At 73.0% G+C, this 12,867-nt stretch carries 12 protein-coding genes; 5 read left to right on the top strand and 7 right to left on the bottom strand.

The features are described from left to right. Positions 1-97: 97 nt before the first annotated feature. From FXF51_RS03185 to FXF51_RS03175, 3 genes are read right to left on the bottom strand one after another with little or no spacing between them, the layout of a single operon-like run. Positions 98-1,171 carry a lysylphosphatidylglycerol synthase domain-containing protein gene (locus tag FXF51_RS03185; protein ID WP_148432729.1) on the bottom strand — a complete coding sequence of 358 codons (1,074 nt, stop codon included), beginning with the start codon at positions 1,169-1,171 and terminating at the stop codon, positions 98-100. Next, complete coding sequence (locus FXF51_RS03180) at positions 1,168-2,241, bottom strand: glycosyltransferase family 2 protein (protein ID WP_148432728.1); 1,074 nt, start codon at positions 2,239-2,241, stop codon at positions 1,168-1,170. Before FXF51_RS03180 ends, FXF51_RS03185 begins: the two co-directional genes overlap by 4 nt. A gap of 32 nt (positions 2,242-2,273) precedes the next feature. Beyond that, entirely contained in the window at positions 2,274-3,479 is a 1,206-nt protein-coding gene (locus tag FXF51_RS03175) for an endonuclease/exonuclease/phosphatase family protein (RefSeq protein ID WP_148432727.1), read from the bottom strand. A 150-nt stretch (positions 3,480-3,629) separates the two neighbouring features. Between FXF51_RS03175 and FXF51_RS03170 the strand changes: the two genes are divergently transcribed. From FXF51_RS03170 to FXF51_RS03150, 5 genes are read left to right on the top strand one after another with little or no spacing between them, the layout of a single operon-like run. Continuing rightward, a complete protein-coding gene (locus FXF51_RS03170) occupies positions 3,630-4,640 on the top strand; it encodes a glycosyltransferase family 2 protein (RefSeq protein ID WP_187414146.1) in 1,011 nt (336 codons plus the stop codon). A gap of 6 nt (positions 4,641-4,646) precedes the next feature. Continuing rightward, complete coding sequence (locus FXF51_RS03165; RefSeq protein ID WP_148432725.1) at positions 4,647-5,348, top strand: sulfotransferase family protein; 702 nt, start codon at positions 4,647-4,649, stop codon at positions 5,346-5,348. Next, a complete protein-coding gene (locus FXF51_RS03160) occupies positions 5,345-6,349 on the top strand; it encodes a glycosyltransferase family 2 protein (protein ID WP_148432724.1) in 1,005 nt (334 codons plus the stop codon). Before FXF51_RS03165 ends, FXF51_RS03160 begins: the two co-directional genes overlap by 4 nt. 3 nt (positions 6,350-6,352) lie before the next feature. Then, positions 6,353-7,369, top strand: coding sequence for a glycosyltransferase family 2 protein (locus FXF51_RS03155; protein WP_148432723.1), 1,017 nt, complete (start codon positions 6,353-6,355; stop codon positions 7,367-7,369). Then, positions 7,366-8,568 carry an endonuclease/exonuclease/phosphatase family protein gene (locus FXF51_RS03150; protein WP_148432722.1) on the top strand — a complete coding sequence of 401 codons (1,203 nt, stop codon included), beginning with the start codon at positions 7,366-7,368 and terminating at the stop codon, positions 8,566-8,568. Before FXF51_RS03155 ends, FXF51_RS03150 begins: the two co-directional genes overlap by 4 nt. Here the strand turns inward: FXF51_RS03150 and FXF51_RS03145 are convergent. Genes FXF51_RS03145 through FXF51_RS03130 form a run of 4 tightly spaced genes read right to left on the bottom strand, consistent with a single transcriptional unit; the run spans position 8,558 to position 12,722 of the window. Beyond that, complete coding sequence (locus FXF51_RS03145; protein ID WP_148432721.1) at positions 8,558-9,337, bottom strand: BTAD domain-containing putative transcriptional regulator; 780 nt, start codon at positions 9,335-9,337, stop codon at positions 8,558-8,560. The two genes, FXF51_RS03150 and FXF51_RS03145, sit on opposite strands and share 11 nt — an antisense overlap. A 37-nt stretch (positions 9,338-9,374) precedes the next feature. Beyond that, the gene (locus tag FXF51_RS03140; protein ID WP_222871106.1) at positions 9,375-10,355 is read right to left on the bottom strand and encodes a UbiA prenyltransferase family protein; all 981 of its coding nucleotides are present in this window, start codon (positions 10,353-10,355) and stop codon (positions 9,375-9,377) included. A 16-nt stretch (positions 10,356-10,371) separates the two neighbouring features. Next, positions 10,372-11,406, bottom strand: coding sequence for an NAD-dependent epimerase/dehydratase family protein (locus FXF51_RS03135; protein ID WP_148432720.1), 1,035 nt, complete (start codon positions 11,404-11,406; stop codon positions 10,372-10,374). Then, positions 11,388-12,722: an aspartate aminotransferase family protein gene (locus FXF51_RS03130; protein WP_262379258.1), complete on the bottom strand. Its 1,335-nt coding sequence runs from the start codon at positions 12,720-12,722 to the stop codon at positions 11,388-11,390. Before FXF51_RS03130 ends, FXF51_RS03135 begins: the two co-directional genes overlap by 19 nt. Between the last annotated feature and the right edge of the window lie 145 nt (positions 12,723-12,867).

The raw sequence follows: 12,867 nt of genomic DNA, 5'->3' as shown, positions 1-12,867 counted from the left end.
CTGTTCTGCCAGGGCAGTCAAGGGCCCGCTGATGAACGGCGGGCGCTGGCCGTGGAGCACCCAGGTGAACAGCGTCGAAGATCGGCGCGCCGCGCGGTCACCCGCTTCCCGGGCGGGGCGACACCGCCGGCCGCGGCACCTCCGGCGGATCGGCCGGCCCGCGCCGGATCAGGTACTCGGCCACCGCCAGCGCCGCCGCACCGAGCAGCACCTCGCTGACGGTGGAGATCAGGCGGCTGGCCAGGGCCACCACCGCGGCGGCCGGAGCGGGCAGCACCACGGTCAGCGCGGCCGTGAGCACCGCCTCCCGCACGCCGATCCCGTCCGGGATGAACACGGCCGCGATGCCGACCGAGGTCGCGAGCGTGAACGCGCCGACGCACAGCAGGAGCGAGCGGGAGGCGGGCGCGCCCATCGCGACGGCCAGCGGCCACAGGTGCAGCCCCGTCACCACCCACGACGCGCTCTGCCACGCGACCGCGAGCCGCACCCCCCGCACGGAGGCGGCCTTGGCGGCGGCGGGCCGGCGCAGCAGCCGCAGCAGCAGCGCCGAGCCCTGGTTGACGAGCTGCGGCCGCACCAGGACGAGCACGATCAGCACGGCCGCCCCGGCCAGCCACGCCGCCCGCGCCCCCAGCAGTTGCACGCCCGCCAGCAGCCCGACCGTGAACCCGCTCAGCAGCACCAGGCTCATGACCAGCGCCGCCGTGGTCATCAGCCTGCCGAAGGTGATGCCGTTGACCGAGGCGACCTTGGCGGTGGCGACCATGCCGGGCACCCGTCCCGGCAGGTACTTGGACAGGAACCCGACGAAGAAGATGCGCACCACGCGCGGCCCGCTCACCGGGGGGCCGAGCTCCAGCAGCACCACCCGCCAGGCGAGGAACCCGAGCGACAGGCCCGCCGTGCTCGCCAGCAGCGAGCCGCCGAGCAGCAGGGCCATCTCGCCGGGGTCGCGCCGGGCGAACAGGACGCCGACCACGCTCCAGTCCAGCCGCGACATCGTCCACCCGATCGCGACGGCGACGGCGACGGCGAACGCGGCCACCAGCGCCCGCTTCACCGGCCGCGGCAGGCGGGGCAGCCGGGACAGCCGGGACAGCCGGGGCAGCCAGGACAGCCGGGGCAGGCGGGACAGCCAGGGTGCCCGAGGCGGGTCGGCCGGTTTCACTCGTGCGCCCCGACCGCCGGCGCTGCGGACGCGATCGGCTCCCCCCGGCGGCGGCCCAGCTCGTACGCGACCCGTAACAGCCCCACACACGCGCCCGAGAAGAAGGCCGCGTGGAAGCAGAGCTGCATCCACGCCACCCACACGGCGAAACGCGCCCCCCGGTGGCGGTGGGCGAACCCGAGGAACACGCGGTTCCTGTAGAGGAACACCGCGAGCGCCGCCGCGGGCAACGCCAGCAGCCACGGGCTGAGGAACGCGAGCGGCAGGCCGAGGAACGTGAGCGTCGCCGAGGCGGAGGAGAGCCGCGGCCCCTTGCGCCGCTTCTGCCGGCCTGTGCCGATCATGTCGAGCCGGAACCCGGCCCTGTCCCCGCCGCGCAGCCGCCGCGCCCGCATCATGATCACCGGCAGGGTCGTGGACCGCACGAAGCGCTCCGCCAGGCACCCCCAGAACCGGTCCTCGTCGTCGGCCCTGGTCACCACGGACGTGCTCACGACCCGCCGGTAGCGGGCCGGTACGCGGGTGCCGAACTCGAAGTCCTCGCCGTCGCGCAGCCGCTCGTCCAGGCCGCCCGCCTCCTCGAAGACGTGGCGCGGGATCAGCGTGCACGACAGGAACGTGGCCGTGGTGCGGCTGCGCTCGTAGTGCTCGCACAGCACCCGGTACCGCTCGACCGGGCCGTCGTCGTACAGCGGCTCGATGTCGTAGATGCCCTGCACCAGGCCGCAGTCCGGCGTCCGCCGGTACGCCTCGACCGCGTTGTGTATCGCGTCGGGGGCCAGCGCCGTGTCGGAGTCGACGAAGAACAGCAGCGGCGCCGTGCTGCGGGCCACCCCCAGGTTGCGGGCCCCCGCCGGGCCCTGGTTGCGCGGCGACTCGACGACCGTGCACGGGAAGCTCCGGGCCGTCTCCAGCGAGCCGTCCGTGCTGACGTCGTCGACGACGATCACCTCGGCCGGCCGGTACGTCTGCGCGTACACCGACTCCAGGCAGGCCCGCAGGGTCCTGCGCTTGTTGTAGTTGGGCACGATGACCGCGACGTCACCACGCCAGGCCATCTCGTCAGGCATGCGCGTTCCTTTCGTCGGTGGAGCCACGCCGGTCACGACACCGACACGACCATGCGCTGGGCCCGATGGTCGGACAGCCCCCGCGCGCCCGGCAGGTCGTAGCGGTGCACGGTCACGTCGGGGCTGGTGTAGAGCCAGTCGATCCGCCACAGCTCGGCGGTGCCGGCCAGGTAGGTCGCCGGGTAGAGGGAGGACAGCGCGGGCGTCCTGTCGACCAGCCGCTCGGGGAGCAGGCGGCGCACGCCCATCGCGGGGGAGGTGTTCAGGTCGCCGGCGAGCACGACGGGGTGCGGGTTGGCCGCGACGTCCGCGCCGATGGCCAGGAAGCTCGCCTCCCGCCGCAGGGTCTTGGCGCGGGCGGAGTCGCGGGCCTCGGCGTCGTACAGCCGCCATTCGAGCGGCGGCTGGGCGATCTGCGCGTCGTAGAAGGAGACGGTCGTGCCGTTGACGTCGAGGTCGGTGCGCAGCGTCTCGACCGTGTAGCCCTCCGGCCAGTCCCGCAGCGCCACGGGGATCTCCCGCTGGTCGGGCGGCAGCCACGGGCGCAGGTCCAGGCCGCGCTGAGCGGTGATCGGGAAGCGGGACAGCGTGATCTGCTCGCCCGACACCGCGACGTGGTAGCCGGGGAACTCGCGGCGCAGCTCGGCCAGCTTGTCGATGCGCAGCGCCAGGTCGGCGGTCCAGCGCTGGGCGCGCATGTCCCCCGCCTGGGTGTTCACGTACAGGTACTCCGTCAGCAGGTAGACGTCGGCGTCCAGCTCGTGCAGGTAGGCGTAGAAGCCGGGGGAGTGGCGGTCGCCGTCGGCGGTGCGCCAGTCCTGGTCCCAGAACTGGGTGTTCCAGGCGGCCACGGTGATGGCCGCGGGGCCGGCGGGCGGCGGGTCGTACCAGAGGGTGGCGTAGTTGATCCCGCTGCGTCCCGCGCCCAGCAGCGCGGTGACCACCAGCAGCGACATGACGCGCCAGCGGACCGGCCTGGCCAGCGGCGCCACGACCAGCAGCAGCGCGGGGACCACCAGGAACAGCAGCGGCGGGATCAGCTCGATCGGGGCCCACAACGCGGCGCGCCCGCTGGCCAGCAGGTGGCACAGCACGAACAGCAGCCACCCCGCCGACGCGGTCACCACCAGCTTGGTGCCCCAGCACCAGCGCCGGCGCGGGCGCACGAAACGCCTGACCCGCTCCGCCCACGTCCGCCCCGCCGGAGGCGTGGCGGAGGCCACTTGCTGCTCGATCACGGGGCCGAACGTACCCGGCGGTCCTTGTCCCGTTCTTGTCGTCCGATTCTTGTCGTCTGGTTCTTGTCGTCTGGGCGCGACAAGAACCGGACAAGACACCGTGCCTACCGTGAACCGGACATGAGGTCCGACACGGCAGACGGAGCACACATGGAACACCCCCTGGTCTCGGTCATCATCCCCAGCTACAACCGGTCCGACGTGTTGCGACTCTGCCTGGACGCGATGCGGGCACAGACCCACCCGCACCTCGAGGTCATCGTGGTGGACGACTGCGGCACCGAGGACGCGGCCCAGGTGGCCGCCGCCATGGGGGCCAAGGTGGTCCGCACCGGCGTCAACGGCGGCCCGACCCCCGCGCGCAACCTCGGCGCCGAGCACGCCACCGGAGAGATCCTGTTCTTCCTCGACGCCGACATCGCCCTCGAACCCGACGCCGTGGCCAACGCGGTGCGGCTCCTGGAGACCCACCCGCGGGTCGGCGCCCTCGGCGGCGTCCTGCTGCCCGAGTCGCTGGTCTCCCAGAGCCTGGCCGCCCAGTACCGCGCCGTGCAGATGCACCGCTGGTGGATGCCCGCCCACCGGCCGACGCTTGAGCTGCACGCGTCGGTGCTGGCCGTCCCCGCCAAGGTGTTCGCCGAGATCGGCCCGTTCGACCCGCGGCTGCGCGAGACCGTCTCCTCCGACTACCGCGTCCGCGTGACGCGCTCGTACGAGGTGAAGCTGAGCGACGCGATCCGCGGACGCAAGGACCACGACGCCACCGTGCCCACCATCCTGCGCAAGGTCTTCCGCCGCGCCCGCCTGAGCGCGCTGGACTGGCGCGAGGGGGAGACGCCGGGCGACTCCGTGCCGCGCGCGGTCGGCGGCGTCCTGCTGCTCGCCGCCGTCCCGGCCTTCGCCCTGTCACGCGTGCTGGGCGGACGGCGGCGACGGGCCGCCGCGCTCGTCCCGCCCGCGCTGGTCGCCACCGCCATGGCCATGGACGCGGGCACCTACCGCTTCGCCTTCGACCGGCGCGGCCCCGCGTTCGGCCTGTACTTCTCCGGCGTGCACCTGGCCGTCACCTTCACCGGCGCGCTCGGCGGCGCGGTCGGCGTCACGCAGCGGCTCGCGCTCGCCCGCCTGGAGAAGCTCGCCCGGCTCGCGGCCCAGGACTGAACGGCCATGCAGATCATCGCCACCGGCTTCGGCCGGACGGGAACGCTCTCGCTCAAGACGGCGCTGGAGCGCCTCGGCTTCGGGCCGTGCCACCACATGGTGGACGTGTTCGCCCACCCCCAGCAGATCAGGCCCTGGCTGGCCGCCGCCACCGCCCGCGACGTCGATTGGGACCGGCTGCTCGTCGGCTACGAGTCGTGCGTGGACGGCCCGACCTCCGCCTACTGGCGGCAGCTCGCCGACCACTACCCGAAGGCCAAGGTCATCCTCACCACCCGCGACCCGGAGCGCTGGCTGGCCAGCATGCAGCGCACCCTGTTCGCGCAGCGGCGCCGCATCGAGTCGCTGCCGGGCAGGGCGGCCGTCCTGCTGTCGTCGCTGCTCGGCACCGACCTCGCCGCGTTCGTCAGGATGGTCGACACCACGCTCGACGCGCGCACGTTCGCGACGGCGGCCGACCGGGAGCCCGAGCGGGCCATGAAGCTGTTCCAGCAGCACGCGGAACGGGTGATCGCCGCCATCCCGGCCGAGCGGCTGCTCGTCCTCGACGCCACCGCCGGATGGGGGCCGCTGTGCGAGTTCCTCGACGTCCCCGTGCCCGGCGAGCCCTACCCCCGGGTGAACGGCCGCTCCGACTTCACCAGGAGCGGCCTCGGCAGGCCGCTGCCGCTGCTGCTGCGCCGGACCAGGCAGCGGGGGCGGCGATGAAGCCGCTCGTGTCGGTCATCGTGCCGAACTACAACTACGCCCGCACCCTCGAACTGTGCCTGAGCGCGCTGGAGCGGCAGACGTACCGGAACCTGGAAGTGATCGTCGTGGACGACCGCAGCACCGACGACTCCGTGGCGGTCGCCCACCGGCACGGCGTCCGCGTCGTCGTCACCGACACCAACATCGGCGCCCCGGCGGCCCGCAACCTCGGCGCCGGCCACGCGCGCGGCGAGATCCTGTTCTTCCTCGACTCCGACCTGGCGCTGGCCGGCGACGTGGTCGAGCACGCGGTCGAGCTGCTCACCACCGACCACACCCTCGGCGTGGTGTGCGGCACCTACGACCCCGAGCCGCTGATCCCCGACAGCCTCGTGGAGCGCTACCGCAGCCTCCAGCTGCACTACTGGATCTCCGGCGACGAGGGCGAGATCAGCACCATCTACTCCGCGCTGTTCGCCATGCGCGCCGAAGTGTTCCGCGAGGTGGGCCCGCTCAACCCCGCGCTGCGCCACAGCGAGAACGCCGAGTACGGCCACCGCGTCACCCAGCGGTACCGCATCGTGCTCGACAACCGGATCAGGGGCACGCACGACCACGACGACCGGCTCAAGGTGGTGCTGTCGAAGTTCTTCCACCGCGCCCGCCTGCACATCCCGCTGTACCTGCGCCGCCCCGGCTTCAACGGCGGCCCGGCCAACAGCAGCCGCGGCTGGGGCTCGCTCGCCGCCCTGTTCGCCGTGCTCGCCGCGCCCCTGCCCGCCCTGCTCGGCCCGGCCTGGCTGGCCGTGCCGCTCCTGCTGCTGGCCGGCTCGATCGCCGCCGACCTCGGCATGTACCGCTTCGTCCGCCGGTACGCGGGCCTGCCCTTCACCCTGTACTTCACCACGGTGCACTTCCTGGTGAACGTCACCGTCGCGGTCGCCGTGTTCGCCGGCGCCGCCCAGTGCCTCTTCTCCAGCAGGTTCCGGCGCACGTACGACCTACCGGCGGAGGTGTGAGCGATGACCCTCGTGTCGGTGATCGTGCCCAACTACAACTACGCCGCCTCGCTGGAGCTGTGCCTGCGCGCCCTCCTGGCGCAGACCCACCAGCCGATCGAGCTGATCGTCGTGGACGACGGCAGCACCGACGACTCCGCCGAGGTCGCCCGGCGGCTCGGCGTGCGGGTGATCCGCACCGAGGAGAACCTGGGCCCGGCCGCCGCAAGAAACCTCGGCGCCGCCCACGCGAGCGGTGAGATCCTCATGTTCGTGGACTCCGACGTGGCCGCCTACCCCGACGCCGTCGAGGTGTCCGTCCGCCTGCTCGCCGCCGACCCGCGGCTCGGCGTGGTCTCCAGCGTCCACGACCCCGAGCCGCTGATCCGCGACAGCCTCGTCGAGGAGTACCGGGCGCTGCAGTACCACTACTGGACGGTCAGCTCCGAGGGGCCCGTCTCGTTCCTGTTCTCGGCGCTGATGGCGATGCCGCGCCGCGTCTTCGACGAGGTCGGGCCGTTCAACCCGCGCCTGCGCGAGACCGAGGAGGTCGACTACGGCCACCGGCTCACCCAGCGCTACGAGATGCTGCTCACCACCGCTGTCCGGTCGCGGCACGACCACGACGACAAGCTGCTCAAGCTGCTGCGCAAGCTGTACCGGCGGGGGCGCGCCCGGGTGCCGCTGTACGCGCGGCGGCGGCGCTTCGCCCGCGGGTTCGAGACCTCCAGCCGGGCCGGCGGCAGCCTCGCCGCGCTGGCCGCCCTGGCCGCCGCGCCCCTGGCCGTGCCGTTCGGGGCGGCGGGGGCCGGGCTCGCCGTCCTCGCCCTCGTCGTTTCGCTGGTGGCCGATCTCGGCATGTACCGCTTCGTGCTGCGGCGGCGGGGGTGGTTCTTCCTGCTGTACTTCGGCGCGGTGCACTTCGTGGTGAACGTGACCATCGCGGCGGGGGTGGCGGCCGGGGTGGTGCGGTGGGTGTGCTCGGCCCGGTTCCGGCGGCTCTACGACCCCGACCCGGTCATGCGGCAGGCGGTCACGTGACGGCTCCGCTGCGGGCGCTGTTCGGGCCGGCCCGCCGGGCGCGCGCGGCCGCCGCCCAGCCCGGCGCGCGGCGGGTGGTGCTGGGGCGCAGGTTCCGGCGCGGGGCGCGGGCTCGCGGGTTGCCGCTGCTGTTGTGCGCCGCCATCGCCTGGCTGGTGTTCGTGGTGCTGCACCGCGTCCTGTCCGGTCAGGTGTGGTGGTGGCAGGCGCCGGAACTCCTCCCGCCCCTGGCGCTGGCGGCCGTCCCCGTGGCGCTCCTGGCAGCGGCCCTTGCGGGGGCGCGCCGGGGCGCCGTGGCGGCGGCGCGCCGCACGCACCGGGTGACCGTCGCGGCGGCGCTGATCTCCCTGACCCTGGGCGCGAGCGGCAGCGGCCTCAACCTCGCCTGGCTGTGGCACCCCACCACCCCCGCCCCACCCGGCGCGATCAAGCTGTTCTCCTGGAACACCTGGTACTGGGACCAGCCCGCCACCACCACGCTCCCCCCGCCCACCGGCACCCCACCCCAGGACGTCACCGCCTTCTACCGGCACCTCCACGCCCAGGACGCCGACGTCCTGCTGCTCCAGGAGTACGTCTACTTCGGCGCCGGCCACCACCCGATCCGGGTGAACGACCTGGACAGGCTCCGCCGCGAGTTCCCCGGCCACCACCTCGCCACCGCCGGCGAGATGGTGACGCTGTCGCGCTACCCCATCGTCCAGCAGCACGCCATCGAGGCGAAGGACGCCCACGTCCCGCCCGGCTCGACCTGGCCGGCCTTCCACACGACGAAGACGCTCCGCACGGACCTGCGCATCGCGGGCCGCACCGTCTCCTTCTACAACACGCACATCAACTCGCCCCTCGGCTCAGGCGCTCTCAACCGGGCCCAGCACGAGGACCGCGAGGCCAACCTGCGCGCCCTGGCCGCCGACATCCGGGCGAACCCGCTGCCCGCCGTCCTGGCCGGCGACTTCAACGCCTCGCCCGCGATGGGCCTGCTGCGCCTGGTGCCGGAGCGGATGACCGACGCCACCCCGGCGCTGCGCTCGCTCTACCCCGCCACCTGGGACGAGCGGCGCCTCCTGCTGTCGCTGTGGCGCATCGACTGGGCGTACACGACGCCGGAGATCGCCGTCCACGAGTACCGGCTGGTCCGCTCGGACGGCCTGTCGGACCACAGCGGGCAGCGGCTGGTCCTCTCGCTCACCCGGTGACCTGGGCGTACAGCAGGGCCGGGCGAGGCGCCTGGCCCGTGCCCGCGCGCAGGATGCGCAGGTGCAGCGCGCGCAGCTCCGGGCCGGGCTCGACGCCGAGCTGGCGGGCGAGGTAGCCGCGCAGCCGGGCGTACAGGGCGACCGCCTCCGCGCCGCGTCCCAGCTCGCACAGGCCGCGCATCAGCATGCTGGCCAGCGGCTCCGCGAGCGGGTAGCGCGGCACCAGCGGCGTCAGCTCGGTGACCACGATGTCGGGCCGCCCCAGCCGCAGGTGGGCCTGCGCCCAGGTGACGACCGCGCCGACGAACTGCTGCTCGATGCCGTACCGCGTGCGGGCGGCCCACTCCCCGGGGATGCCGGTGAGCGGCGCGCCGCGCCACAGCGCCATCGCCTCGGCCAGCATCCGGACCCTGGCGGGGTCGTCGCAGGCGCGTTGCTGCGCCTGCTTGGCCAGCCGCCGGAACCGGTAGGCGTCCACCCGGTCCGGGTCGACGTCGAGCGTGTAGCCGCCGTCGCGGCGCTCGATGCGCACCCCGGTCGCGGTCAGCGCCTGCCGCAGGCGGGCGATGTGGGCGTACAGCGAGTCGGCCGCCCGGTCCGGCGGATCGTCCCAGACCCGCTCGATCAGCGTGCCGAGCGAGACGGGCCGGTAGGCGTCGATCGCCAGGGCGGCCAGCACCGCGCGTCGCTGCGGCGGCCCCAGGGGGACACAGGGGACACCGCGGTTCCCGGCGCTCACCTCGACCGGTCCCAGTAAGCGGACGTCCATCGCCTTCCTCTCACAATCGTTCTCATCGCCATCGTTCTCACAGGTGGACGAGCACGAGCGTCACGCCCAGGGCGGCGGCCCACACCATCGAGTTGGCGACCATCACGCGGTCGCGCAGCAGCACCCGCACCGGGTCGCCGCCCTCGTTGTGCACGAGCTGGATCTGCAGGTACCGGAAGAGGGCGAACAGCGCGAACGGGGTGGACAGCATCATGGCCGTCGGGCCGTGCTGCGGGCCGAACGGCCCCTCGTCGCGCAGGTACATCAGGCCGGACACGAGGGCCAGCACGGAGGCGATCTGCAGCAGCCAGTTGGTCAGCTCCATCGAGTAGCCGCACAGCGCGGGCCGGTGCACGGCCCCGCCCTCCAGCAGCTCCTGGCGGCGCTTGCCGATGAGCAGCAGCAGCGCCATCGAGAACACCGTGACCAGCAGCCAGCCGGGCACCCGGTCGCCGGTCACCTCGTACCCCTGCACGACGCGCAGCACGAACCCGGCGGCGACCGTGCCCACGTCGATCAGCGGGAGGTGCTTGAGCAGGCGGCTGTAGGCGATGTTGAGCACCAGGTAGACCAGCACCGGCCAGGACTCCACCGGCGCCCGCGCGACGACGGCCGCGAGCACCGCCAGCAGGACGGCGCAGCAGACCGCGGCGGTCGGCACCCCCACCCGCCCGGCCGCGATGGGCCGGTGGCACTTGACCGGGTGGAGCCGGTCGCGGTGCCGGTCGGCGATGTCGTTGCCGATGTAGACGGCGGCGGAGGCGACCATGAACGCCACCGTGGCCCACAGCACGCCGGCCACCTCGGCCGGGCTGGGCGCGGTCGCGCCGATGAGCGCCACGGGCACGAGCAGGATCGCCTTGGCCGCGTGGGAGGGGCGGATCAGGGCGGCCAGATCCGCGATCGGACGCCTGCGGGTCTCCACGGCCCGCTCCTGCACCACCTCCTGTGTCACCTCCTGGGCGGCCCCTTGGCGCTGCGGGCTGTCTGGAACGTCAGGCGATTCGACAAGGCGCATGCTTCACCCCGATAGCTCAGAAGAAGACCTTCGCCAGCGACAGCGCACCCTGCCGCCACGCGTCCCGGCTGGTCGCGCCGCGCCTCGCGCCGGTCGCCCGGTTCTCCCGCCACCACGCGTACGTGCGCAGGATCGCGTCCCTGTTGGACAGCCCCGGGCGGAAGCCGAGCCGTTCACGGGCCTTGTCGATGCTGACGTAGGAGTCGGCGAGCAGCTTGCGTGCCAGCCGCCCGTACACCGGGGACAGCCGGCTGCGCTCCAGCAGCCGCAGCCCGGCCAGGGCCGGTCCGGCGGGCAGCGAGACGACCCGCTTGCCGTGGCCGGCCGCGTCGAGCACCGCCTGGAAGTCCTCGCGCAGCGTGCCGAACTCGGCGGCGGCCAGGTTGTAGGTGTCGTCCGCGACGGGGGCGGGCGCGTCGAGCACGAGGGTCACGGCGTCCACCAGGTCCTCGATCGCGAACATCTGGATGCGCTTGTCCCCCTTGCCGAGCACCGGGAAGTTGCGGCCCTCCTCGGCCCACTCGAACAACATCGCGAACAGGCCCATCCGGCCGGGGCCGAGGAACGTCTTGGGGCGCAGGACGGGCACGCACATGCCGTTGGCCCGGTACTTCTCCGCCAGTTCCTCCGCCGCCGCCTTCGCCCTGGTGTAGGGGTCGACCGGGGCGCGCGGATGGTCCTCAGGGGTGGGCACCAGCTCCGGCAGGCCGTACACGGCGGTGGAGGAGATGTGCACCAGCCGCTCCACGCCCGCCAGGCGCCCGGCCTCCAGGACCGTGCCGGTCCCCGTGACGATCAGGTCGTGGATCTGCTCGGCCGGATAGCTCGGCAGCGCGCCCGCGCAGTGGACGACCGCGTCCGCGCCGGTCATGACCTCCGTCATCAGCGGCAGGTCGCGCACGTCGCCGATCCGGTGCTCCACCGCGGGCAGCGGATCGGCCGGGGGGCGCAGGTCCACCCCGACCACGTGGTGGCCGTCGAGCGCGAGCCTGCGGGTCAGGTGGCCGCCGAGCATCCCGGCGCTGCCGGTGACTACGACCCGGCGGGCCATCGCGACCCCACCTTCTCCCGTACGAACCGGGCGAGCAGCCGCGGCAGGCCCTTGGCCAGCGTCTTGTCGAGGCTGTCCAGGAAGTACTCGACGTCCTCCGGCTCGATGGCCAGGGTCGGCGCGACGACCAGGGGGTTGTCGGCGTTCGGGCTGTAGTAGGAGACGATGCCGTGCTCGCGGTAGAGCTCCGCGATCACCGACAGCGTGATCAGCTTGGTGCGGAACTGCGGGTCGCCGGAGAAGCCCGGCGCGAGCTTGGCCGCCAGGTCGAGCACCCTGGGGCCGCCGCTCAGGAACACGCCCCACAGCGCGCCCACCCCGCTCACCCGGCCGACCACGTCGGGGTGGCGCTTGCAGATGTTGTTCAGGCCGGGGCCGAGGATGCGCTCGATCTGCCGCGCCCTGGCGGGGTAGTCGTCCTCGACGATGATGTTGACGGCCTCGATCGCGGTGACGGTCTCCTCGCCGAACCCGTAGTACGTGGTGCTGTGCAGGATGACGTCCGAGAGCCGGTCGTAGGCCTTGCGGAAGACGCGCTCGCGGGCGGTGTAACCGGCGATCGACGCCTTGCCGCCGCCGAGCGACTTGGAGTAGACGAGGACGTCGGGCAGCAGGTCCGGGTAGCGCATGAAGTAGAAGAGGCTGCCCGTCTTGCCCCAGCCCGTGTACACCTCGTCGAAGATCAGCATGATGTCGTGGGCGTCGCAGAGCCGGCGCAGCTCGTACAGGTCGCTCTCCGACCAGCAGCGCATGCTCGACGCGCTGTACGGCTCCACCATGATCGCGTAGACGTCGCACTCGCCGCCGGGCGTGCGGGCCGCCTCGACGGCCGCGCGGACGGCCGCGAGGTCGCCGTACGGGTGGACGACGATGCCGGGCAGGCCGGGGAAGCGGAAGGAGTTCTCCGACGAGCCCGTCAGGCTGCCCGCGCCCAGGGTCTTGCCGTGGAAGCTGATGTCGGAGCGGAGGATCGTGTTGCGGCGGCCCCCGTGGTACTTGTACGCCATCTTGACGGCGCCCTCGTTCGCCTCGGCGCCGGAGTTCGGGAAGTAGGAGATGTTCAGGTCGCCCGGCAGCAGCTCGGCGATGTTGTGGCTGAGCGCGGCCACGTACGGCGAGAAGAACGCCTTGTGCACCTCCATCCGCCGGCGCTCGGCGAAACGGCGCCGCGCCTCCAGGATGCGGGGGTGGTTGTGGCCGTGGTTGAGCACCCCCACCCCGCCGGTGACGTCAAGCACCTCGCGGCCGTCGCGCGTCCTGATCCGCGCGCCCTGCGCGCTCTCGACGAGTTCCCGGCCGAAACCGAAGGAGGTCATGAGGTTGACCTGGCTGCGGCTGACATACCTTCTGTACAGATCCTGGACCTGTTTTACGGTGAAACTTTCACACTCGTCTACGCCGATGAGCTCGGACACGGCCGCCCTTCCCGGTTCGCGCGAATTCCGCTGGTGCCCGGCCTTC

The sequence above is a fragment of the Nonomuraea sp. PA05 genome (genome assembly GCF_008086045.1).
Taxonomy (GTDB): domain Bacteria; phylum Actinomycetota; class Actinomycetes; order Streptosporangiales; family Streptosporangiaceae; genus Nonomuraea; species Nonomuraea monospora.
The sequence above is the reverse complement of the archived record's forward strand: the minus strand, read 5'-3'. Positions and strand labels throughout refer to the sequence as shown.